This window comes from Clostridium sp. NkU-1 (assembly GCA_001312405.1).
The window spans coordinates 251,816-274,551 of sequence record BBDR01000004.1 but is presented as its reverse complement, the minus strand read 5'-3'; the positions used below and the strand labels follow the sequence as shown (position 1 = coordinate 274,551).

Below are 22,736 nucleotides of genomic sequence, written 5' to 3'. Positions count from 1 at the left end.
TAACATACTCGTCCCGCAAATTCCAGTATTATTTATGATTAAATCAGGTTTTTCCTGAAAACTCCTGCAATCGCTTCACGATGTAGGGGTCAAGGGGCCTGATCTCCATCTGCGGTCTGGCAATATAATATCCCTGGAACAGAGAAACCCCGCAATTCATGAGAAATTCCAGCTCTTCCGGAGTCTCCACTCCCTCTGCCAGAACAGTGATGTTGTTTTGCATTGCAAAATTCAAAAGGTTCCTTAAAATGATCTGGCGGTTCGGGTCTTCATGGATCCGTTTTACCAGATTTGTATCCACCTTAATGATATCAGGCCTCATGCGCAGGAGAATGGCCTCACTGTTATATCCTGTTCCGAAATCATCAACTGCGATCTGCCCCTTCCACTGTCTTGCCATATCGATTTTGCGGTGCATGAAGTCATGGCTTGCCGGTTCTCCTTCTGTCATTTCAATGACGATCCGGTGGAGCAGCTCTCCATAGTTTTCTTCCAGTTCCCTCTGCTCTGCGTCTGTTAAGCATACGCTGGCAATGGAATTGACAAACAGCTTTTCATCCGGTCCCAGCTGCCCGGCCAAAGCCTGTTCCATAACTGCCTTAAGGCTGAAAACCAGGTGAGAGCCTCCATCTGGGGAAGCTTTGCCTGAGCTCTTGCCAGATTTAAGACCTCACTGATCCCCTTCATATTGGCAAAGTCCGGACGCATCAGCAGCTCATAGCCATAGATAGATCCTTCCCTTGTTGCAATGGGCTGAAACGCAAAACGAACCTCTTTTTTGTCCAGCATCCGGTTAAATTCTTCACTGCCAGCAAGCATATAAGAATTATGGGTATATTCGTTGAAATCAAATTCTTTAACAATCCCTTTTACGCTGTGCTTCACCATATACATTGCAAAATCCGCATGATTAAACAGGGTGTCAAAGTCTTTTGCATCATCAGGACACCAGGAAAGCCCTCCTGACACACGGATGGGGAACTGGTATCCCTCTCCCGTATTCAGTGAAAACTTCTGAATATGCTTCATGAATTCCTGGATCTTGTTTCTGATCTCTTCTTTTTCATCTGCTTCCAGAAAGGTAACAAATTCATCTCCGGAATATCGGGCTACAATTCCTCCCTTTTCTGAAAATATTTTTAAGCAGCTGGCAAAAAGGACAATGTAGCGGTCTCCTTCGTCATGCCCGTAGGTATCATTGATATATTTTAAATTATCCAGATCCCACATGACCAGTGCAGAAACCTTCCCTTTCTGCCTCTTCATGGCAGCTGTAACCTGTTCTCTAAATGCCCTCCGGTTGTAAATATCCGTCAGCAGGTCATAATTTCTCTCCCGCTCCAGCTTTTCCTTTTCCTCTACATCAGCAGTCACATCCGAGCACACGCCCAGTATGGTCCCTTTTTTTTGATCCGTCCAGAATAAATTCCACCCACCGCGTTCCCTGAGGGCCTTCCAGGGACTGTAAAATACGGTCTCCTTTTATTTTAATTCCAATAAAAGTCTTCTCCATGTATTTCTTGAATTCTGCCGTTTTTATATAGCAGTAGGGTTCCTCCATATGCCTCCAGCCCAGCATCTCAAACAAAGACCGGCTGCAGAACACACGGTCAGCCTCTTCCTCGTATTCAAATACGCCGATCAGGACATTGGCATGTTCCAGAATGCTTGAAATCTTTGACGACGCCCGTTCCACGTCCCGGTTTAATTGTTCAATGGTTTCTGACAGCTCATCGATTTCTCTGATATGTACTCTGTTAAGGGAAAGTCCACTTCTTCCTGATTGCCCCCTTAACTCCGTGACCAGCCTGCGGATAGGCTCTGTCATGATCTTTCCTATGACAAATGCTCCCAGCAGGCTGAATATAAGCGGGACTGCCATGGAACCGAGAAGCATGCGCCGGATTGCATTATAAAAAGACAGCAGATCCTCCTGACGTGCAATACCGGCCAATACCCACTCTTCCCCCTCAAAGGGCCCGTTGGTTCCATAGACATCAAGGCTTTTTATGCTGGCATACCACCTGGTTCCTTCCGAGGACCTCAGCTCACTGATGTTTTCTTCCTCATTATCCACATAACTGATTCGTTGGCTCTCGTTAAAATACTGGTTATACAGATACCCGGAATACGCGACTGGAACAATGGTTTTTGTCCTCTTGTTCCGGATGCCTAAAAGCCAGCATTCTTCATAGCTGCCGCTTGTCTGGTCTTCTCCCAGAATCTGCTCAAGCTGGTTTAAGGTTAGTTCCAGCCCGCAAACTCCCACAACGGTCCCGTCATTAAGGATGATTGGGATGGAGTAGGTCACCACCTGCATATCCCTGGGGCTTAAACGGAAGGGAGGGCTTAAATAAGCATATTTCATGACATCATCATGGGCCGCCTGATTTTGAACTGCCATAAGATATGGCTTTTTATAAAAAGAGAAAGCTTTGTTATCCTCGCCTTCCTGAAAGCCAAGCTCCCAGAAGGAATCCAAAGGGATGTCATACTTTTCCGCTATGGATGGCAATCCTCTCTCCATAAGAAGAGACGAATTATCCTTTAAATACCCTCCTGAATTGGAATTCCGCACGTAAAAACCTGCCTTCATATCAACCGGACTGTTCTTGGCCGCAGGGCCGTTTAAGACCATAAAGACGCCTGTCGCATGGCTTAGGTGGAGCATTTCTATGGACTTTTCCATAACCTCTTCAACGATTTTTTTATTTAGAACATAATCCGTAGAGATATCCTTTGGCCGGCGTTTCTCATGATCCAGCACCTGCTGGATTCCGGCAGTTATAAAGTCGGAATTGTTAAACATAACGATCCAGTGGTGAATGGTTTCCTTTTCAAGGCCCAGCTTTGTACTTTCCGTATTTTCACTTAATATATGTATCTCATTATTCTTTAGCTTAATGGAAACTCCGCCAAACAGTACCAGCCCTGCAATGACAACAGCCTGTAAGACCAGCAGGATAAGCAATGGTCCCAGAAGCTGGGTGCGAATGGATTCACTTCTCTTGTTCTTCATAAATCACTCTCCAACAATCGCTTCCAACTGCTCCATTGTATCCTTGTACCAGTTATTAAAGTTTTCCTCTGTTACAAAATTTGCAACTGCATTTTCCCGTTTGACTCCCTGGCCATAAGGGCACATATCTCTTCATAATCTTCCTTTGCCTTTAAAGCCATTGTAGAATTCAGCACGCTTCTGGCACGGTCCCCGCCTTTAAATGGTTTAGAAGTATATAGTCTGTATTGATTCGCTGTGTCAAGCCCTATTAAAAGGTTCTGTGATACTCCGCTGTTTTCACTGGTTTCCTCCAGGAAGGGCTTTAGCATTTCCTGATTTCCGGCAGCCTTCTTTACCGGAAGATAACCGGAGCCAATGGCAAATTCCATGTTCTGCTCCACGCTTGTAAACCATTTTAAGAAAAGAGCAGCAGCATACTCCCTTTTTTCCTCAGATTTAAACACCATCATACCGGCTCCCTGCTGAACAGCACATGGAACGGTCCCCTGAAAATTGGGAAGAGGGTAAAGCTTGCTCTCTATGGCATAATTGGTCCCATCCTCAAGAGTCACTGAATTCGGAAAGTAAGCAATTCCGCTGGTCGCTCCCACAAAGGCCGCCAGCCGTCCTGTTTTACATCATCACTCCGGAATTTCCCGTAGGAACCAAAATACCCGTTTACATAGGGTACGTAATAGTTATCCCACAGCTTCCTCATAACCTGCTTATCAAAATCCAGGACAATATTTCCATCCTCTATCTTAAAAATTTCATGACCAAGCTGAAGGCTGCCAATGATCATATAATTAGCAAAAGCATCTCTTCCAAAAAAAGCCTTTCCATCATCCGGTGTCTCTGTCAAGCTGTCCGTCCATTTATAATAGGACTCCGCCACCCGGGTGATCCCTTCCCAGGTGGAAAAAGCCTCCTCTGTCACTCCCGTTGCCTGGGCAAACTTGTCCCAGTCCGTCTTGTTCACCGTAAGGATCTCCGTAGACTTGGCAATGGGAAATACCTTGATCGCCCCAGTGCTGTCAAACCTGCCTTCTTCTATATAGCATCCACATATTCCGAAATTTCGTCCGAAGTCAGATAGCCGCTTAAATCTGCCGCCAATCCCATCTGGTCCACTTCGTAAACCTTATCCACGTAAGCGGGAAAATATGTCAGGCAAAGGCTCTGATCCAATCTTTTTTTCAATGCTTTCATTGACCAGAGTGCTTAATTCATCAATGTTCCCCTTATTAAATGCCTTGACGATGATCCCTTTTCCTCGTCCTTCATTTTCATTGAACTCCTGCACAAGGCGGTCAAATTCCTCCTTCTGGACGCCATTGTAATAATGCCAGATGGTAATGGTGACCGGATTCTTTTCCGACAATCCGTATGGATCTTTCTTCTCACATCCGGTAAGAAGGCTGATGAAAACAACCGCAAGAACCGATAATACCCATCTCTTTTTCATACAATCACCTGCCCCATTACACGGAAATATGATCGTACTGGATGGCCTCCTTTACCTGGCGGGCATGATTCTCATCCGTCAGAAGACCCAAAAGTTCAATCCCCAAATCCAGTGCATAGCCAAGACCTCTGGCCGTCGTTATATTCCCATCCGTAACAACCCCCTGTTTTGTATACAAGGCTCCCTTAAGCTCCGGTTCAAAGCCTGGAAAACAGGTTGCTTTTCTCCCTTCCAGCATACCGAGTTTTCCTAAAATGCTTGGCGCCGCACAGATTGCCGCTATTCTCCTGTTCTCTCCATGGGCTTCCTTTAAAGAATTTAACAGCCCCCCGTGAGCTCCTAAATTCCTGGTCCCCGGCATCCCGCAGGAAGAAACAGAACATCGGCATTTTTACAGTCAACCTCTGAAAATTCAAAATCCGCCTGGATTTTTATCTGATGGGCACCTACCACGTCTTTTTTTCCTGTAACGGAAACAAGGGTCACCTCCTGTCCACCCCTTTTTAAAATATCCACAACAGCCAATAACTCCACTTCCTCTGATCCGTCAGCTAAAAACGCAAATACTTTTCCCATTTTAATCCTCTCCTTTTAACGTATGAAAGGTACTGATTGCAGTGACCTTGATATAATCCACCAGATACCTTGTGTCCACATCTTCCCCGTCAATCATTTTTGTCAAAGTATCGGCAGCTGTCTGGGATTGTCCCTCATGATCATTTAAAACAGTCCCGGCTATTTTTCCCTCTTTTATATATTTTACCGTATCCTGAAGGGCATCTACCCCTACAAGATAAATATCCTTTCCAGGCACACGGCCTGCCTCCTCCACAGCTTCCAAAGCACCGTTTGCCATGGAATCATTGTTGCAGAAGATCACCTCAATTCTGCTGCCATAGGCAGCCAGTACCTCTTCGGCAAGCTTTTTCCCTTTGTCCTTATTCCAGTCCCCATTGCCGGAAAAAAAGTTTTTCCGTCTTCATTCCCCCTTCTTCCAGGCTTTTATGGAATATTCCGTCCGGTAACGGCTGTCCTCATTGCCTTCTTCTCCCATGAGCATAGCGTAAGACACTACCCCATCGCCGTTTATATCCCCTTTATCAGGCAGTTCCAGTATAATCTCTCCCTGATAAGTCCCGGCCTGCCTGGAATCCGTCCCAACACACGACACTGCCATATGATTCTCATGCCACCGCTTCTGTTCCTCTTCCTTTGGTTCCCGGTTAATGAAAACCAAAGGAATCCCCGCCTGACCGCAGGTATTAACAAGCCCGGCCGCAGCAGATACCTTGACTGGATTTACAATGATCCCTTCACACCCATCTGAAATAAACTGGCTGATCTGCCGGTTCTGCTCTTCCTGATCTCCCCCGGCATTGCGCATGATCACCTCCGCATGGTAAGTTTCTTCCAGGTATTGCTTTAGTTGGGAACGATACAGCTTCATGAATGTATCGTCATAGCGGTATATGCTTACCCCGATCTTAGGGCCTGTCTCCTCACGGACCCTTCCGTGCCAGCTTCTGATTTGGAGCTTTCCCTGGTATCCTCTGCCTCCTCCCGGGGAGCACAGCCATGAACCAGGAAAACAGTCCAAAGAATCAGAAAAAAACACAAACATCCGTTTACTAAACCGTTTCATGTCCTTAATCTCCTGAATTTTCACTGTTTTCCCCATATTACCACGTTTTCTCTTTTTTGTATACTAATGAATCAACCGGATCTGTCTTCCTGTCCCATTGATTCACAAACAGGAAAGGTGAGCCTTCTATTTTTGCTCCCATGTGATATACTTATACACGAAAGCAATGAGCAGTGCGAAACAGGGCGAATGCCCGTGGTATACCAGCACATACAGCAATACAAAATATTAAAGCAGGAGGATTTTTTTCATGGAAATAGAACGTAAATATCTCATATCCCAGCCGCCGGCTGATTACACCGCATACCCCTATCACTTGATAGAACAGGGGTACCTGTCAACAGAACCTGTCGTCCGCATCCGCAGGGAGGATGAATCCTTTTACCTTACCTACAAATCAAAGGGCTTTTAGAGCGGGAAGAATATAATCTCCCATTGACGCCAGAGTCTTATGAACACCTGATCAAAAAAGCAGACGGCCATATCCTTACGAAAAAGCGGTATCTGATTCCCCTGGAAGGCTCTGATCATCTGACCATAGAACTGGATGTTTTTGAAGGACGTTTTAAAGGGCTTTTATTGGCTGAAGTGGAATTTCCAAAAAGAGAAGAAGCAGAACGCTTCACCCCTCCTTCCTGGTTTGGAGAAGATGTGACCTTTTCAGGAGAATATCAAAACAGCAGGCTGAGCCAGCTTCCATAATATCCGAATAAGGCCAGCCGCAGGAGTCCAAAAGGATACCCTTTTTTTCCAGACTCTTACGGCTCGCCTTTTCATTTTTCCTTTTAAAGAATGAATATGGACATCAATCTAAAAGGAATTACTTCTTTGCAATATACTTTCTGATATCCAGTGCAATGGCAACTACGATAACAACTCCCTGTGCAATATACTGATAGTTGGTGTCAACACCAAGATACTGCAGGCAGGTCTTTAAGATCTCAAATACCAGTACACCAATCAGAACACCGGATACCTTACCAATACCGCCGTTAACAGATACGCCTCCGATGGTACAGGCTGCAATGGCTTCCAGCTCCCAGCCCATTCCCATATTAACGGAGGAACCGCCGGACTTTGCGCCTACAAGGAAACCTCCCAATGCATAAAGCGCTGCTGCTGTTACATAAATAATGATTTTCGTTTTCTTCGTATTAACGCCGGAAACTTCCGCTGCCTGCTCATTTCCGCCGATGGCGTACATATATTTGCCGTGAGGTGTTTTGTTATAAACAAACCAGATCACAAGCCCGACTGCAAGGGCAATTAAGAACAGGTAAGGGATGGCTCCTAAAAGCCTGCCCTTTGCCACCTCTGTATAAGCAGCGCGGTAACCGCCGATAGGGGTTGCATTGGTATAAACAAGGCAGACACCGTAAACGATCAGCTGCATGCCCAAAGTTCCGATAAAGGCCGGAACCTGAAGAAAAGAAACGACCATACCATTGATCAGACCGAAAATTGCACAGACAGCGATACAGATCAACAGCACGACAAATACCCACCAGATTCCGAAATCAGGAAGATTGGGGAAAAACTTTCCGCTGTACCCAGGCTTCTGAAGCAAAGTACCTGCAAGGCAGGCAGAAAGTCCTACCATACGTCCGGCAGAAAGGTCCGTACCTCTGGTGATCAGACACCCGGATACGCCGCAGGCAATGATAAAACGGGGGGCTACGTTTAAAGCAATGTTTTTCAGGTTATCAAAGGAACCAAAGGCCGGCTGCTTAATTACAGTAAAAATCGCCAGCATGATGAGAACAACGATGATTCCATTATTAATAAGAAAATCCTTTAAATTAACTTTTTTTGTTTGCATAGGTAAATCTTTGGCGTTAGCCTTCTTCGCTGTCATGATTTAACCTCCTGTGTGAAATTTTCTGTTACCTTATCGTTTAAATCAAATTTAGTGGCAAATGCCATGATCTTCTCCTGAGTTGCCTCTTCATCTTCCAGCTCTCCGGTAATATGGCCGTTACACATAACGATAATCCGGTTTGACATACCGATCAGTTCCGGCATTTCGGAAGAAATCATGATAATCGATTTCCCCTGTTTTACCAGATCAATCATAATCTGGTAAATCTCATATTTTGCACCAACGTCAATTCCTCTGGTAGGTTCATCCATGATCAGAATATCCGGGTTATTAGCCAGCCATCTGGCGATGATCACCTTTTGCTGGTTTCCTCCTGATAAAGATTGTATCAGGGTCCTGTCATTTGGCGTCTTGATGCTCAGCTTTGCGATGCTGTCCTTTACTACCTGATCCACCTTTTTGCTGTTAATGGTTCCGACTTTGGTATAATTCCGGTAAGAGGCAATGGCCGTGTTATCCGCAATGCTCAAGCAGCCAATAATTCCGGTTCCCCGTCTGTCCTCTGTGATCATTCCTACGGAATCACCTATGGCATCCTGGGGACGTTTGATCGTTACCTTTTTACCCAGGATCTCAATCTCTCCGCTTGCAATGTGGCGCATTCCAAAAATTGCTTCCATTAATTCTGTTCTCTGAGCGCCTACCAGGCCTCCAAATCCCAGAATCTCTCCTCTCTTTAATTCAAAAGAACAATCCCGGAAGGAGCGTGCGTGGATACTGCTTACATGGCTTACTTTTAAGACAGTCTCATCTGTCCGGTAATCTTCCTTGGGCGGATAAACGTTGCTTAATTCCCGGCCGACCATCTGCTTTACGATTTCATCATCCGAAATGTCCTTTACTTCCCAGGAACCCACATACGTTCCGTCACGCATGATTGTTATATCATCGGCGATCTGCCGGATCTCTGCCATCTTATGGCTGATATATATCATAGAAACGCCACGGGCTTTCAAATCCCTGATAATCCGAAACAGCGCTTCCACTTCATTATCAGTCAGTGATGAGGTCGGTTCATCCAAAATTACCAGCTTCGCATTCTGGCTCACTGCCTTTGCAATTTCCACTGACTGCATTTGTCCGATTGATAGTGTCCCAAGCTTTGCCCTGGGATTAAAATTCATTTTTACATCCTTTAACCACTTTTCTGCTTCCTGGTGCATGGTCTTATGGTCAACCATTTTTAAAGGACCTATTTTTATTAATGGATACCTTCCAAGGTACATGTTTTCCGCAATGGAACGCGCCGGAACCGGCTGCAGCTCCTGATGCACCATGGCAAGCCCTTTGTGAAGGGCATCATCGGGATTTGCGATGTTCTCATCTTTCCCGTCAATAAGAACCTTTCCTTCATCCATTTTATAAATGCCGAAAAGGCATTTCATAAGGGTCGATTTACCTGCTCCGTTCTCACCCATTAAGGCGTGAACGGTACCGGGACGTACTTTTAAGTTGATTTTATCAAGCGCTTTAACACCAGGGAAGGATTTGCTGACCCCTATCATTTCCAGTCTGTATTCCTCTGCCATCCCGTTTCTCCTTTCCTATTTATTGCCCATGTTTTCTGGCATATAGGTATACCTGTAAGGTGTTTCCTATTTATTGCCCATGTCTGTAGATACCTTTAAAAAAATGGGTGTGCCTTACCGACACACCCGTTTTTGCGCGAGCAATGAGCAGAGCGAATATGCCTGCATATCCACTCGGCGAATGCCGCGGCAACTAAGAAAATACGCATTTCGAATTTTTCTTAGTTTACCGGCTGCTGGAAATTATTTTAATTTGTCAAGAATTTCCTGAGCATTATCCTTAGTTACCTTAATATAGTCTACCATATTTACATTATCAACAGATTCACCCTTGATAAACTTAACAGCCATATCGCCTGCTGTACGAGCCTGTGAGAAGTGGTCGTTGAATACAGTACCTGTCTGCTTTTCGTCGATAACGTTCTGAACAGCCTCTGTCAGAGCATCAACACCTACTAAATAGATGTCTTTGTTTACGGTACGTCCTGCTGCCTCGATTGCCTGAAGAGCACCAAGTGCCATAGCATCGTTGTTGCAGAAGATTACTTCAATCTGATCATTATACTGTGTTAAAGCATCCTGAGCGATCTGCTGAGCTTTTGCCTGATCCCAGTCACCACGCTGCTTTAACAGTTCTTTTACCTGCATGCCGGAATCAGTAAGAGCCTTAACAGAGAATTCTGTTCTGTACTGAGCATCTACGTTCTCCGGGTCACCCTGGATCATAATATAAGAAACAACGCCATCGCCGTTAATATCGCCCTTGTTGGAAGTTTCAATAATTTCTTCTCCCTGATAGGTACCGGACTGTCTTGCGTCACAACCTACATAAGTAGCGTTAATCTTGTCATCTTTCCATCTCTGCTCTTCCTGGGTATCTGGCTCACGGTTAATGAAAACAACCGGGATTCCTGCTTCCTTACACATATCTGTGATTTCCGGAGCAGAAGAAGCCTGAACAAGATTTAAAATCAATACATCGTATTTCTGGGTAATGAAGTTCTGGATCTGATTGGTCTGTTCAGCCTGATCACCTTTGCCATCCTGGATTACAACATTTTCTTTCTTAAAGCCTAAGTCCTCTGTTAAATAGCGCTGAAGCTCTGTACGGTAAAGTGTCATAAAGTTATCATCAAATTTGTAAATTGAGATACCGATTTTCTTGTCCGCTACATCTCCGCCAACAGCATCTTTTACTGCTTCTGCGGTGGTCTCTGCCCCTGCCTCCTCCTTAGTCTCTGCTGCCGTAGAAGCCTCTGTTGGTGCAGCTGTTGTTCCCTTGGAACCTGCTCCACAGCCTGCCATGGAAAATACCATTGCTGACGCAAGGCCTACTGCTAATGCTTTTTTTGAGTAATCTCATGATAAATCCTCCCTTATCATTATATTGTTATCGATTGGTGTTTTTACCTTACCGACATGCACATTATAGCTTTCTTTTGTGCAGTTTTCCATATAATTTTTTTTGGTATATGTATCGAATTTTTTAGATTCTTCCTTTTTCCATTAAAAAAACTTCGATATTTTTACTCACAATGCACAACTGACCGCCCATTACTGGGCGGTCAGTGCCTTCTGTCTGCATTCATAATACTTATCCCGGTCCAATTTTACAATTTCCTGTACATTTTGACCAAGAGATTCCGCTGCAGCGATTTCAAAAATAACATTTGCATATTCCTGACAGTCACATTGAACTGTTCCAAACAGCTTTCCCGTGCGCAGCCCTTCAAGCCCCTGAGGCGTGCCGTCAATCCCTACTATTTTAACCGGCCTCATGTCCCTTTTCGTTCCAGCGCATCGGCCGCTCCCAAAGCCATGTCATCATTATTGCAGATCACTACTTCCACCTCATCCGGGTACTCCAAAAGCCACTGCTCCATCCAGGCGGAGGCCTGGCTTCTGTCCCAATTGGCAATTCCTCCGGTGATCTTTTCTAAGGGCACTCCGCCATCCTTTAAGGTCTGAATGGACCATTCCGTGCGGATCAAGGAGTCCTGATGGCTGTTTTCTCCTTCCAGGAGAACATAGCTGACCTTTCCATCTCCATTTAGGTCAAGGGAAGAAGGATCTGTTTTATAAGCGTCCACCAGAATGTTTCCCTGTAGGATTGCAGACTCTTTTGCATTTTCTCCCACATAGTAAAGCTTTTCCCAGCGGCGCATATCCTCCTCCACCGGTTCCCGGTTAAAGAACACCACCGGCAGGCTGGCATCCATGGCCTTGCTGATGATGTTGGAGGCCACGGAGCGGTCCACAATATTCACGCAGATGGCATCATAGCCCAGGGAGATGAAACGGTCTACCTGGCTGTTCTGGGTATTTTGGTTCCCCTTGGCATCTACAATTTCCATGACAACCTTAATGCCTGTTTCCTTTTCATATTCCTTGGCCTGTTCCTCAATATTTCCCCTGAGCGTATTGATAAAGGAATCATCCCCGCGGTATAAGGTCACTCCAATGCGTATGGACTTTTTTTCTTCCTTTCCACCTTCCTTACGACTCTGATAAAACACTCCCCAAAGTGCCAGCAGCAGGATGACCGCCGCTGCCAGAATACCATATCGTTTCTTCATATTCCATCCCCCATCTCAATCAATTGGATACAAAATCCTTTCAAATTTGCTTTCCCGCAGATTGGCCTTCTGAATATAGTAAGAATCTAAAACTATCTGTGTTCTTTGAAGTCCCCCATGGACCGCTTCCACGGACTTTTCGATGCTCATATAGCCGGCATCAAACTGGTCGCTTACAACCAGCCCCTTAATGATTCCATTGTCCAGTTCCTTTAAAAGTTTGGTCGTGCTGCCAATTCCGTAAAGACCTTTAACCGCATTGCCATATACCGTGGTGCCGGAAATGATATCAGCGGCTTCATCAAGGCTTCTGACATCAATCGCTGCAATGACCGCTTTTCCGCTTCCGGGATAAACCATGCCCTGGATTGCCTCCCGGAAGGTTCCCTCTGCCTTCTTCTCATAAAGCTTCATGGAAATCCGGATTTTGAAAGAGCAGATACCAGCCCGTCATATGCCTCCCTGTTATACCCGTACTCCAGCCCGTCTGTAAAGATCCATACAGGAATATCCGGGGAATTCTCCGCTGCAATTGCCTGCCCCAGTAACCTTCCTTCCTCTTCATAATCCGGTGATATGCCGCTTTTTACCTGGTCATTGGGAGGTAAGCTTCCCAGGATGACGGCAGGGCTGTTCAAAACCATATCATCCATCTTTTTTTACACACTCCACCGGCTTTACGGGAATCAGGACCACTACTGATGCGCCGTCATTGATCTCCCTTTGAACCAGTTCTATCTGCTGATCGGCATCTCCCTTCTCATAGAGTGTAATAAAGCTGACATCTACATTGTATTCTTCAGCCGCCTTATCCACACCCTTTCTGAAATTTACATAATAGTCATCGGAAGTATCCCCGATGATGACGGAAACCGGATATATTTCTGTTTTCTTCTCCTTGATGATCAAATCTGTGGAGGATAAAAGAAACAGGAACACAAGCACTCCCGCCAGCAGAGTCCACAATAATTTTTCCTGTTTTGTCATGATCTACTTTCCTTTTCATTGCCCATGCTTCCTGGGCATAGAGGTATACCCGAAGGGTGTTTCCTTTTCATTGCCCACGCTTTTCGGGTAGAGCCTGTCCCGTTTCACCGGGCACAGAGGCAGAGCTATAGGGAACCGCAGGAAGCCGGATGGTGATCACCGTTCCTTCGTCAGGCTCTGACTCAATGGTCAGTCCGTACTTTTCCCCAAAATACAGCCTGATCCTTTCATTGACATTTTTTTACGCCGATCCCTGAGCCCTTTTTTTGAAGTAACATGGACCTGATCAGAAAATAAGCCTGAAACCTGGTCTTCTGTCATTCCAAGTCCATTGTCCTTTACCATATAGCACAGGTCATCTCCTTCTTTCCAGACCTTTAAAATAATTTCTCCGTCCCCATCCATGAATTCCATTCCATGATAAATGGCATTTTCCACAAGGGGCTGCAATACCAGCTTTAAGCTTGCAAGCTCCATGCATTCCTCAGACGCATCGATCACATAGGAGAACTTATTCTTAAAACGCATGTGCTGGATCATCAGATAATTCCGCACGTGCTCCAATTCATCCCTGACCGTGATAATGCTCTTTCCCTTGCTTAAGCTGATCCGGAAAAACCGGGCCAGGGCCGTCACCGCTTTGACAGCCTCTGCCTTTTGCTCGTTTTCAATCATCCACACAATGATGTCAAGGGTGTTATAAAGGAAATGAGGATTGATCTGTGACTGCAAGGTATCAAATTCCTGTTTTCTCTTTGCTTCATGCTCTGCCACGATATCATCCATCAGAACCCGGATCTGTTTTGCCATATTTTTAATGGAATTCCCCAGATGCTGGATTTCGTAGGAACCTCCGATGGAAACAGGCGTTTCCAAATTTCCTTCTTCCAGAATCCCCACGGATTTTTCCAGTTCCTTAATGGGATTGGTGATACGGGAGGAAATATAGGAGTTGATCAGGGCAAGTATGAACAGGATCAGGGTTATAAGGAACACGATAAAAAGCCTGGTTTTAATGGAATTTAAGGAAACCACATTTTTAGGTGTCACTCCAACGATCTTCCAGCCTGTATAACCAATGGATTTTACCGTAATGATCCGGGTCTCCCCCTGAAATTCCTCCCGGTGGTTTCCGTCCTTATAGCCGGCTGCCACCATATTGTTCTCCTGCATCCGCCCGGAGTCGATGAGCTGGATCTTGGATGGTACAGGATCTGCCCGTCGCTGCTGATTAAATAGACATAGCCGCCCTTTCCTGTGGTCACCCCGTCAAAAAGATGTTCCAGGCTGGAGTAGCTTAAATCCACTAATAGCACGCCCTGGGTGGTAGAGGTGCCCTCTGTCAGCTCCACAGCTCTTGATAAGGATACCACCCACCGGTACTGGTTTTCATTGCTGTCAAAAATATACTGGACATGGGGATAGGAAAATGCTGGTTTTCCGTCTTCTCCAAAGCATTTAAAAACCAGTTCTCCCTGGTCACATCAAGGCCGCTTTTAAGCCTTGCAGCAGGAACCGCTTCCACCATGGTACCTGATTGGGTAAAGAGGGCGATGTTGTCCACATTATCCTTGTTGTTATCATACAGGAGCGTGATCTCGTTATTAATGGATTCCGAGGATAAATCGGCATTTTTTACGGCTCCGTAATACAGGGAATCCGACAGCTTCATGACCGTAAGCAGATAGGACTCCACGGACCTGGCTACCTGGTGAATGAGGCTCTGGTTTTCCTCCTGCACCATCTCCCCCACCTGGGTGGAAAGACGCTGGTATAAGGAAAAAGTAATCAAAAGACTGGCTGCCAAGGCAGTCACGGTAAAATATACAAAAATAGTATAACGAATGCTGATATTCTTTCTTTCCATATTATCGTCCATCCTTTTGGACAGGGCCACCCCGCTTTACCGGGTGTAAAGGGATACCCGGAGGGTGTTTCCATTACCTGGCTCCTCGGAATTTAGTCGGTGATACTCCAAATTTTTTTTCTTGAATACGTAGCTGAAATAGTTCTGTTCCTGATATCCTACCTTCGCTGCCACCACATAGGTCTTATCATCGGTTTTGTTAAGCAGCTCCACCGCCTTATTAAGACGGACATCCGTTAAATATGCGATGTAGGCCTGTCCTGTTTCTTTTTTTTAAATATGGTGGAGAAATATGCAGGGCTCATATGAAGGTGGCGGCATATCATTTCCACAGACAAATCCGGATTCTGATAGTTGTCCATAATATACTGCTTTGCTTCCTGGATCACCTGGCGTGTGGTGAAATCACGCTCCTGATTAATTAACTGGTTCATTTTCTCTGCAATTTTAAAAATCCACTGACCGAATTCCTCTTTCTTCTTAATCCTGTCAAAAATCTCCATGCTTTTAAGCTCCCCGCCCATAATGTCCGTGGGGGCCAGGTCATACTGCTGCATCATCTGAAGGACACTGTTTAAAACGCCGAACATATAAACCTGCTGCTGGCGGTAATGTACTTTTGCTGATTCCATCTTTTCAATGATCCTGGCAACTGCTGCTTCGATCTTTTCACTGGGACCGAATTTTATGGCTGAGATCAAGTCCGCTTCTGTCACACTGTCAAATTCCAGTTTTCCTACTCCCACTGGCTCCATATCATTGATGTAAATGGTAGTGCCCCTGCCGGCTATGGCTTTATAGCCCAGGGCATCAATGGAGGATTGGTAGGCTTCCCGGAAACGGACAGCTCCCGGAAGCTTTTGCCGATGCCCATTGTGACCGGAACCTCCAGGATCCGCTTTGTTTCTCTGCAGATATCTCCAAGAACATCGATCAGCCCTGTGGTGGAGTTGTCATCATCAAGGGCCACGATCACCACCATTTCCGCCTCTGAAACAGACTGGAAAAGGGCAAACCTGCAATAGCCCTCTAATTTTTCCCTTACGATCTGCATAACGGAAATAGGGATCAGTTCCTCCTCATGGTGAAGGGAAAGAGTTTCCCTGACCTCCCCTTTCTCCACATCAATGGCAACGATGATCCATTTCCTTGCCCCCATGACCGGCACGCCATATTCCTTAAGTTTCTGTTCTACCAGGTCCTCTGAAAGATCTTTGTGCACCAGATCATTAAAAAAACTGCTCCCTGATGATGGGGAGGCTTTTCCGGTAATTTTCCCGAAGGCGGCTTAAATTCCTTTTTTTCCTCTATTTCCTGATCCAGATTCCCCTTGATCCTTTTTAATATGGAGGTCAGCTCTTCCACATTGACCGGCTTTAAAATGTACTCCGTTACATTCAGCTTGATCGCTCTCTGGGCATATTCAAAATCATCGTAGCCGGAAAAGATCACCACCTTCATGGAAGGATACCGCTGCCTCACTTTTTCCGCAAGAGCCAGGCCATCCATGTATGGCATCCGGATATCCGTCAAAACCACATCCGGTTCCAAAACCTCGATCTTTTCCATGGCATCTTCCCCATTTTCCGCATCCCCCACCACCCGGAATCCGGCTGCCTGCCATTCAATTTTCTTAATAATGCTCTTACGCACTTCTTCTTCGTCATCTACTAAAATTATGCTATATAATTCCATGCTGTTCTTCCCCTCTAAAAATCCTGCCGGGTATGTCTTTATGTCCAAAACTATGGGCAATCAACCAGGTTACTGCTGCTATATCTGATAAAGCAGGGCATTTACGATTGCCGCTGCCACATTGCTTCCGCCCTTTCTTCCCCTGGCCACAATAAAGTATATCAGAAAGGGACATGATCATTTCCTTTGACTGGACCACATTGACAAAGCCCACCGGAACTCCGATGATAAGCCTGGGATGGATTTTCCCTTCTTTTATCAATTCATAAAGACGTACCAGGGCAGTGGGAGCATTTCCCACTGCAAAAATACAATCCTCCGAAAGCCCTGCCGCCTTATCCATGCTGGCACAGGCACGGGTGGTGTGGTGAAGCTTTGCATGCTCTGCTACATCCTCATCCGACATAAAGCAGGTAACGGTACATTTATTATGTTTTAAGGCGTTTTTGTTAATGCCGGCCATTCCCATGTTGGTATCCGTAATGATCCGGACGCCTTCTTTTAATGCCCTGATTCCTTCCCCTACGGCATGGGGGGAAAACACAAGATTATCCGCATATTCAAAATCAGCGGTGGTATGAATTACCCGTTTGATGACCAGTTCATTTTCCGGATCAAGGACTTTTTCCCCAAGCTCCATGGTTATCAGTTCAAAACTTCTTTTTTTCTATTTCCTCGGGCAGCACCCGCTCCAGTTTTCGTTCATTGCCTTTCATTGAATTCTCCTCATAAGTCTGCAGTGGAGCTGGCAAAACCTGCGGTTTTGCCAGCTCACGGGCATTCGTCCTATGAAATAGGTCATGACAAGATTTTCTTTTGTGCAAGCACAACGAAAATCTTCTCCTGCCCTATTTCACACTGCTCATTGCTTTCGTGAACATTATCCCATAGATCCTTTCCATGTCAAGGCTGTTCCTTAATTGAGCGGCCAGCCGTTCATATTGCTCTTCCTTGTATTCCTGGTAGTTAAAACCGCCATCCGGCTCCATGGCCAGGCCTTTCTTTTTTTGCCAAAGCTTCTGTAATGGTCATTGCAATCCCTTCTTTATCAAAGAAGCCATGGATATAGGTGCCGTACACATTTCCCCTCTGGCATCCGTCCATTTTTGCCAAATGGGAGCCTGACTGGGATTCCATGACATAGGAAAGAGGCGGCACGGATCTGGTGGTTTCTCCCATGTGGATTTCATAACCTTCCACCTCCATGCCTGACAGTTCCTCAAAAATTCCGCCTACGCTGGTGCAGGAGCCTGCCACTCTTGTTCTGGTCTTTTCCTTTCCAAACACGGTGCGGACCGGTAAAAGTCCCATGCCACGCACCGGCATGGCAGCTGCTTCCGATTCCACCTGGAAGGGATCGGAGATACTTTCTCCAAGCATCTGAAAACCCCCGCAGATTCCAAATACAGGGACTTCCCTTGCCTGAAGCTTAAGGATTGCCGCCTCCAGGCCGCTTTCCCGCATCCAAAGCAGATCTCCAATCGTATTTTTACTGCCAGGCAGAATGACAAGGTCCGGATTTCCCAGATCAGAAACACGGTCCACATAGCGCAGGCATACCCAGGGTATGGTAGAGAAAACCTGAAAATCCGTGAAATTGGAAATTCTGGGCATCCGGATCACGGCGATTTCCACTGCGGTCCGGTCCGTTCTAACCGTTCCTGCCAAGTGGTTTCCAAGGCTGTCCTCCTCTTCCAGCTCCACATCCATATATGGGACCACACCGGCAACCGGGATGGAAAGCTGTTTTTCAATCATGTCCAGCCCTGGTTCCAGAATGGATTTATCCCCACGGAATTTATTGACGATCAGGCCTTTGATCAAGGCTCTTTCATCTGGTTCCAAAAGCATTACGGTTCCGTAAAGCTGTGCAAACACACCTCCCCGGTCAATATCTCCCACCAGAAGCACCGGGGCCTCCGCCATTTTTGCCATTCCCATATTTACGATATCATCCTGCTTTAAATTAATCTCCGCCGGACTTCCGGCTCCTTCTATGACGATGATATCGTATTCCTCTGAAAGCTTATGAAATGCCCGTTCAACTTCCGGCACCAGCTTTTTTTTGTATGCAAAATACTCCCTTGCAGGCATATTTCCAATGGATATGCCGTTTACAATTACCTGGGATCCGATGTCATTGGTCGGCTTTAACAGGATTGGGTTCATGGCTGCCTCCGGCTTTACTCCTGCCGCCTCCGCCTGGACCGCCTGGGCCCTTCCCATTTCCAGCCCCTCTTCTGTAATATAGGAATTTAAGGCCATGTTCTGGGATTTAAAAGGTGCCACCCGGTAGCCATCCTGTTTGAATATCCGGCATAAGCGGCTGCAATCAGACTTTTTCCTGCATTGGACATGGTTCCCTGTATCATGATCGTCTTTGCCATTTGGTTATTTCCCTTCTGTCACTATGGATTTCAATATGGAAAGAAATTCTTCATTTTCCTCCCGCTGCTTGACACAGATCCGGTAATAGGCATCATCAAGCCCTCTGTAATTGGAGCAGGAACGTATCAGGACTTTCCGGTCCAGAAGCTGCTTATAAAGCAGCTTTTCCCGGGTAAGGGCCTCTGGCCTCAAATCCCTGAAAAAAATATAATTAGCCATGGAATCAAAAACCTGAAAACCAAGGGAAGAAAGGGCTGTTTTTAAATACTCCCGTTCGCAGGCAATCATCTGCCTTGTTTCCTCTACGTATTCTGTCTCCATAAGGGCCGCCTCTCCTGCCGCCTGGGCAAGGCTTGAAACGCTCCAGGGCTGCCGAATGAGATTCATCTGTTCCAGAACCTCTTTTCCTGTGCATATCCCATAGCCCAATCGCAGCCCGGCCATGGCATACAGTTTTGTAAATGCCTTTAAAAGGAATACGTTTTCATAGCCGCTGCGGCCTATTAAATCAAGGACTGAATACCGGTCCGGCTCCTTCAGGAATTCATTAAAGCATTCATCTACCATGCAAAAGATTCCCCGGTCCCTGGAATATTTAAGAATTGCCGCCATAGCTTCCTTTTCCGCCGCAAAGCCGGTGGGATTATTGGGATTGCATAAAAACATCATTTGGACATTGGTCCTGCTTTTTTTCCAGCCAGCCTATCAGTTCCTTTTCATGTAGCCGAAACCCGTTTTCCTCCTTTAAGCTAAAATACAAAATATTGCAGGAAGATGCCTTAAGGGCCTGTTCATATTCCAGAAATGAGGGGGCGATCAGCAAAGCATTTTTCGGCTTTAATGCCTGTACAATCTGAAAGATCAAATCCGCAGCCCCGTTTCCGCAGATGATGTTCTCTGCCGAAACGCCGTGAAACCTTGCAAGTTCCTTACGAAGCCTCATGGACCTGCTGTCCGGGTAACAGGAACAGCTGTCGGCTGCTTTATAAAGAGCCTCTTTTACCCCACGGGGAAGTCCCAGGGGATTTATGTTGGCTGAATAGTCTATTGTAACATTATTGGTATAAATATCTCCGCCATGCTGGTATTCCATATTATTTTTCTCCAGTTAAAATATGATTGTCTTAAAAAGTCAAAAGGAACAGCAAACATACAGGAATCAGCCCCAACACATAAGTTACCGTCATAAGATGATTGGCCCTGGGGATATCCTTGTATTCCACCGGTCTTACAGGATCTCCAATGGTGGGCTTTTCATACAGCTTTCCAAAATAATAGGCATCTCCTGCCAGCTGGATCTGCAGCGCCCCTGCGCAAACTGCTTCCGTCTGGGCTGAATTAGGGCTTTTGTGATTAAAGCGGTCCCTTTTAAATATTATGAGGCCATTCCTGCCGCTGTATGGGTTTTCTTTCTTTCTCATACCGTAAATAAACTGGCACACATATCCTGCTCCTATCATAAGCGCCGCAGACAGGCGGGCCGGTATGAAATTACAGATATCATCAAGCCTGGCCGCTGCCCGTCCGAACCAGAGATACCGTTCATTTTTATAGCCCACCATGGAATCCATGGTGTTTACTGCTTTGTATAAAAACACTCCCACTCCTCCAAAAAGAGCCATGAAAAGCAGAGGAGCCACGATTCCATCGGAGGTATTTTCCGCCACGGTTTCCACTGCCGCCTTTGTAATTCCTTCTTCAGACAAGCCTTTTGTATCCCGGCCCACGATCATGGATACGGCCTGCCTGGCTCCTTCCACATCCCCACCGGAAAAAGCCTTATAAACCTTCATGCTTTCTTCCCTCAGGGAACGCCATGCCATCATCTGACCGCACATCACGCTTTCTATGAAAAATCCCGCATAAGGGGAAAGGAAGTAAGCAGTCCAAAGAATTGCCGCAGACATGGTGCCTGTGATAAAAAGCACAAGGATCACCAGCCATAAACCAGCTCTTCTTTCCCCCATTTCATCCTTGGGGAACCTTTCCCTGAGCTTTTTTTCCAGCCAGCTTATGAGAGAGCCAATCCCGCAGACCGGATGCCAAAGCCAGCGGGGATCGCCAAAGCACAGATCCAAAAAGCATCCTGTCAGCACTGCTGCTAAATGTAGTCGTATCATTATTTCATTCCCTGACCTTTTGTCTATTTAATCCGGGTCCCAATTCCGCATACCATACGGTAAACTTCCTTGGAATTCCTGGCTAATCTTACGGATGCCCTTCCTGACACTTCCCTCCATTCCCTGTCTTCCGGGTCAAGAGGCACAATGCCGCAGCCCAGTTCATTGGAGGTAATAATGACATGGGGATTTTGCTGCTGGACCGCCTCAAGAAAAGCATCAACGCTTTTTCCTTCTTTTAAAAGCCGTCTTATATACTCGTGAAGGCCATGGATGAGCCGGCATGTCATGGCTGCTTCAAAGCTGTCCCTGCTGCCTTCTGCGATCTCATACTCTTCACTTTTCTCACTTTTGCCTACTGATGAATCAAGCGGATATTCCTGCATATCCAATTGATGCCCTGTGAAGCGGGGCACGCTGCTCACAGGCAGGGGATTAAAAGACGTTTTCCCTTCGGTTTCCGCCATTTTTCCGGCACTCTTTGCCAGCTCCATGGCAAAGGCCAGCTTTCCCTGCCATGCTCCGCCTATAATCAATATCATGCTATCCTCTTTCCCGCCCACGCTTTTTAGGCATAAAGGCATACCCGCAGGGTATTTCCTCTTTCCTTCCCAGCTTTTGGGCATAAAGTTTACTCATAGGGTGCTCCCTCTCCGCTCTTTTATAATGATACCAGATGAGAAACAACAGCCAGTCCTGCCACAAGTGCCAGTTCACATATCTGCAGAAAATATCCTGCCAGATCGCCGGTGATGCCTCCGAATTCCCGCTTTGCCATGGCATAATAATACCAATAAACAAGAAGAGAAATGGAAAGGCCCACTGCAGCAGACAGCATTCCTCCCAGATGCCAGATTCCCCAGCCCGCCGCTGCCAGGTACATAACCATGGTAATGGCCACTGCCCTCTTCTGGGCAGCTCCGGAAAAGGAGGCTGCCAGCCCGCTTTCCTTAGCCATGGGAAATGTCACAACAGACAGTCCGCTTAAGGCCCTTGTAACCACAAATGTCAGGCAATAAGCCGGTATCATGACCGGACGCATTTCCAAAAAGGCGGCCAGATAGAGAACCAGGTAAACACCGCAGCCAATGATGGCAAACGCGCCTGTATGGGGATCCTTTAATATCTCAAGTTTTTTCTTCCTGTCTCCGTGAGAAGATCTGGCATCCACCACATCCAGAAATCCGTCCATATGTATGCCTCCTGTAACCAGGATGGGAATCACTACCGGAAGTATCTGCCCGAAATAGCGAAAGCCCAGGGCATTGCAGCCGAGAACGGCTGCAAATTCCAGCAGGCCGATGACCACTCCGATAAATGGAAAAAAGCACATGACATATTTCATCCGCTCCTTTGTCCATTCCATCTGGGGCATTGGGATACGGGAGTACATGGAAAACGCAATAACTAAGCTGCCAAAAAGATTCATATTACTCCTCCTCATAATACTGAAACCAGGCGGCACACCCGGCATATAAAATTATCATATCACAGAATAAGAAAAATGTCATTTCCATTCAAACGTACTGTCTTTGTTTTCCTATGATATGAAAATTTCCATTACACCCCCATAGTCCAAACAGTTCC

At 46.2% G+C, this 22,736-nt stretch carries 26 protein-coding genes and 5 pseudogenes; 1 reads left to right on the top strand and 30 read right to left on the bottom strand.

Translation table 11 applies throughout. The annotated features are described in order from the left end of the window. Positions 1-43 precede the first annotated feature (43 nt). The 8 genes and pseudogenes from JCM10519_RS08965 to JCM10519_RS28200 all read right to left on the bottom strand — a co-directional run bounded on the left by JCM10519_RS08965 (position 44) and on the right by JCM10519_RS28200 (position 6,087). Positions 44-592, bottom strand: a complete 549-nt coding sequence (locus tag JCM10519_RS08965) for an EAL domain-containing protein (protein ID WP_054738685.1) — start codon at positions 590-592, stop codon at positions 44-46. Further along, entirely contained in the window at positions 517-1,374 is an 858-nt protein-coding gene (locus tag JCM10519_RS08960; RefSeq protein ID WP_054738683.1) for a diguanylate cyclase, read from the bottom strand. The genes JCM10519_RS08965 and JCM10519_RS08960 overlap by 76 nt, the downstream gene beginning before the upstream one ends. Beyond that, complete coding sequence (locus JCM10519_RS08955; RefSeq protein WP_054738681.1) at positions 1,364-3,019, bottom strand: hypothetical protein; 1,656 nt, start codon at positions 3,017-3,019, stop codon at positions 1,364-1,366. The genes JCM10519_RS08960 and JCM10519_RS08955 overlap by 11 nt, the downstream gene beginning before the upstream one ends. A 71-nt stretch (positions 3,020-3,090) precedes the next feature. After that, complete coding sequence (locus JCM10519_RS28215; protein WP_347843644.1) at positions 3,091-3,612, bottom strand: extracellular solute-binding protein; 522 nt, start codon at positions 3,610-3,612, stop codon at positions 3,091-3,093. Continuing rightward, positions 3,570-3,980: a hypothetical protein gene (locus tag JCM10519_RS28210; RefSeq protein ID WP_347843643.1), complete on the bottom strand. Its 411-nt coding sequence runs from the start codon at positions 3,978-3,980 to the stop codon at positions 3,570-3,572. The genes JCM10519_RS28215 and JCM10519_RS28210 overlap by 43 nt, the downstream gene beginning before the upstream one ends. A gap of 162 nt (positions 3,981-4,142) precedes the next feature. Then, the gene (locus JCM10519_RS28205; RefSeq protein ID WP_347843642.1) at positions 4,143-4,466 is read right to left on the bottom strand and encodes a hypothetical protein; all 324 of its coding nucleotides are present in this window, start codon (positions 4,464-4,466) and stop codon (positions 4,143-4,145) included. Between the two features lie 16 nt (positions 4,467-4,482). After that, positions 4,483-5,042, bottom strand: a pseudogene (locus JCM10519_RS08945) (DJ-1 family glyoxalase III). A gap of 1 nt (position 5,043) precedes the next feature. Next, a pseudogene (locus tag JCM10519_RS28200) lies at positions 5,044-6,087 on the bottom strand (galactose ABC transporter substrate-binding protein). A gap of 271 nt (positions 6,088-6,358) precedes the next feature. On the opposite strand from JCM10519_RS28200, the pseudogene JCM10519_RS08930 reads away from it, so the two are divergent. Then, positions 6,359-6,810: pseudogene (locus JCM10519_RS08930) on the top strand (CYTH domain-containing protein). 118 nt (positions 6,811-6,928) lie between these two features. Here the strand turns inward: JCM10519_RS08930 and JCM10519_RS08925 are convergent. The 22 genes and pseudogenes from JCM10519_RS08925 to JCM10519_RS08865 form a co-directional block, all read right to left on the bottom strand. Continuing rightward, a complete protein-coding gene (locus JCM10519_RS08925) occupies positions 6,929-7,963 on the bottom strand; it encodes a hypothetical protein (RefSeq protein WP_054738676.1) in 1,035 nt (344 codons plus the stop codon). After that, entirely contained in the window at positions 7,960-9,516 is a 1,557-nt protein-coding gene (locus tag JCM10519_RS08920) for an ATP-binding cassette domain-containing protein (RefSeq protein WP_054738675.1), read from the bottom strand. The genes JCM10519_RS08925 and JCM10519_RS08920 overlap by 4 nt, the downstream gene beginning before the upstream one ends. Positions 9,517-9,759: 243 nt before the next feature. Then, positions 9,760-10,821, bottom strand: a complete 1,062-nt coding sequence (locus tag JCM10519_RS08915) for a galactose ABC transporter substrate-binding protein (RefSeq protein ID WP_347843641.1) — start codon at positions 10,819-10,821, stop codon at positions 9,760-9,762. Between the two features lie 249 nt (positions 10,822-11,070). Next, positions 11,071-11,295, bottom strand: coding sequence for a hypothetical protein (locus JCM10519_RS28195; RefSeq protein WP_347843640.1), 225 nt, complete (start codon positions 11,293-11,295; stop codon positions 11,071-11,073). Beyond that, a complete protein-coding gene (locus JCM10519_RS08910) occupies positions 11,292-12,092 on the bottom strand; it encodes a galactose ABC transporter substrate-binding protein (RefSeq protein WP_347843639.1) in 801 nt (266 codons plus the stop codon). The genes JCM10519_RS28195 and JCM10519_RS08910 overlap by 4 nt, the downstream gene beginning before the upstream one ends. A 15-nt stretch (positions 12,093-12,107) precedes the next feature. Continuing rightward, positions 12,108-12,506 (bottom strand): hypothetical protein, encoded by a 399-nt coding sequence (locus tag JCM10519_RS28190; protein WP_347843638.1) that lies wholly within the window; start codon positions 12,504-12,506, stop codon positions 12,108-12,110. Continuing rightward, positions 12,503-12,745 (bottom strand): hypothetical protein, encoded by a 243-nt coding sequence (locus JCM10519_RS28185; RefSeq protein ID WP_347843637.1) that lies wholly within the window; start codon positions 12,743-12,745, stop codon positions 12,503-12,505. The genes JCM10519_RS28190 and JCM10519_RS28185 overlap by 4 nt, the downstream gene beginning before the upstream one ends. Next, a complete protein-coding gene (locus JCM10519_RS28180; protein WP_347843636.1) occupies positions 12,738-13,079 on the bottom strand; it encodes a substrate-binding domain-containing protein in 342 nt (113 codons plus the stop codon). Before JCM10519_RS28180 ends, JCM10519_RS28185 begins: the two co-directional genes overlap by 8 nt. A gap of 189 nt (positions 13,080-13,268) precedes the next feature. Beyond that, on the bottom strand, positions 13,269-14,237 hold the full coding sequence (locus JCM10519_RS28175; protein ID WP_347843635.1) for a sensor histidine kinase: 969 nt from the start codon (positions 14,235-14,237) through the stop codon (positions 13,269-13,271). After that, the gene (locus JCM10519_RS28170; RefSeq protein WP_347843634.1) at positions 14,165-14,431 is read right to left on the bottom strand and encodes a cache domain-containing protein; all 267 of its coding nucleotides are present in this window, start codon (positions 14,429-14,431) and stop codon (positions 14,165-14,167) included. The genes JCM10519_RS28175 and JCM10519_RS28170 overlap by 73 nt, the downstream gene beginning before the upstream one ends. Continuing rightward, positions 14,422-14,946: a hypothetical protein gene (locus tag JCM10519_RS28165; protein ID WP_347843633.1), complete on the bottom strand. Its 525-nt coding sequence runs from the start codon at positions 14,944-14,946 to the stop codon at positions 14,422-14,424. The genes JCM10519_RS28170 and JCM10519_RS28165 overlap by 10 nt, the downstream gene beginning before the upstream one ends. Before the next feature lie 36 nt (positions 14,947-14,982). After that, a complete protein-coding gene (locus tag JCM10519_RS28160; protein WP_347843632.1) occupies positions 14,983-15,159 on the bottom strand; it encodes a hypothetical protein in 177 nt (58 codons plus the stop codon). 23 nt (positions 15,160-15,182) lie between these two features. Then, positions 15,183-15,692 (bottom strand): AraC family transcriptional regulator, encoded by a 510-nt coding sequence (locus JCM10519_RS28155; protein ID WP_347843631.1) that lies wholly within the window; start codon positions 15,690-15,692, stop codon positions 15,183-15,185. A 41-nt stretch (positions 15,693-15,733) separates the two neighbouring features. Then, positions 15,734-16,168 carry a hypothetical protein gene (locus JCM10519_RS28150; protein WP_347843630.1) on the bottom strand — a complete coding sequence of 145 codons (435 nt, stop codon included), beginning with the start codon at positions 16,166-16,168 and terminating at the stop codon, positions 15,734-15,736. Continuing rightward, complete coding sequence (locus JCM10519_RS28145; protein WP_347843629.1) at positions 16,138-16,641, bottom strand: response regulator; 504 nt, start codon at positions 16,639-16,641, stop codon at positions 16,138-16,140. Before JCM10519_RS28145 ends, JCM10519_RS28150 begins: the two co-directional genes overlap by 31 nt. A 78-nt stretch (positions 16,642-16,719) precedes the next feature. Next, a pseudogene (locus tag JCM10519_RS08890) lies at positions 16,720-17,281 on the bottom strand (precorrin-8X methylmutase). A gap of 208 nt (positions 17,282-17,489) precedes the next feature. Then, a pseudogene (locus tag JCM10519_RS08885) lies at positions 17,490-19,028 on the bottom strand (cobyric acid synthase). Between the two features lie 4 nt (positions 19,029-19,032). Continuing rightward, on the bottom strand, positions 19,033-19,698 hold the full coding sequence (locus tag JCM10519_RS28140) for an aminotransferase class I/II-fold pyridoxal phosphate-dependent enzyme (RefSeq protein ID WP_347843628.1): 666 nt from the start codon (positions 19,696-19,698) through the stop codon (positions 19,033-19,035). Beyond that, positions 19,673-20,122 carry an aminotransferase class I/II-fold pyridoxal phosphate-dependent enzyme gene (locus JCM10519_RS28135; protein WP_347843627.1) on the bottom strand — a complete coding sequence of 150 codons (450 nt, stop codon included), beginning with the start codon at positions 20,120-20,122 and terminating at the stop codon, positions 19,673-19,675. The genes JCM10519_RS28140 and JCM10519_RS28135 overlap by 26 nt, the downstream gene beginning before the upstream one ends. Before the next feature lie 31 nt (positions 20,123-20,153). After that, positions 20,154-21,149, bottom strand: coding sequence for an adenosylcobinamide-phosphate synthase CbiB (cbiB, locus tag JCM10519_RS08875; RefSeq protein ID WP_054738671.1), 996 nt, complete (start codon positions 21,147-21,149; stop codon positions 20,154-20,156). A 23-nt stretch (positions 21,150-21,172) separates the two neighbouring features. Then, the gene (locus tag JCM10519_RS08870; RefSeq protein WP_054738669.1) at positions 21,173-21,775 is read right to left on the bottom strand and encodes a bifunctional adenosylcobinamide kinase/adenosylcobinamide-phosphate guanylyltransferase; all 603 of its coding nucleotides are present in this window, start codon (positions 21,773-21,775) and stop codon (positions 21,173-21,175) included. 35 nt (positions 21,776-21,810) lie between these two features. Beyond that, on the bottom strand, positions 21,811-22,578 hold the full coding sequence (locus tag JCM10519_RS08865; protein WP_054738667.1) for an adenosylcobinamide-GDP ribazoletransferase: 768 nt from the start codon (positions 22,576-22,578) through the stop codon (positions 21,811-21,813). Positions 22,579-22,736 lie beyond the last annotated feature (158 nt).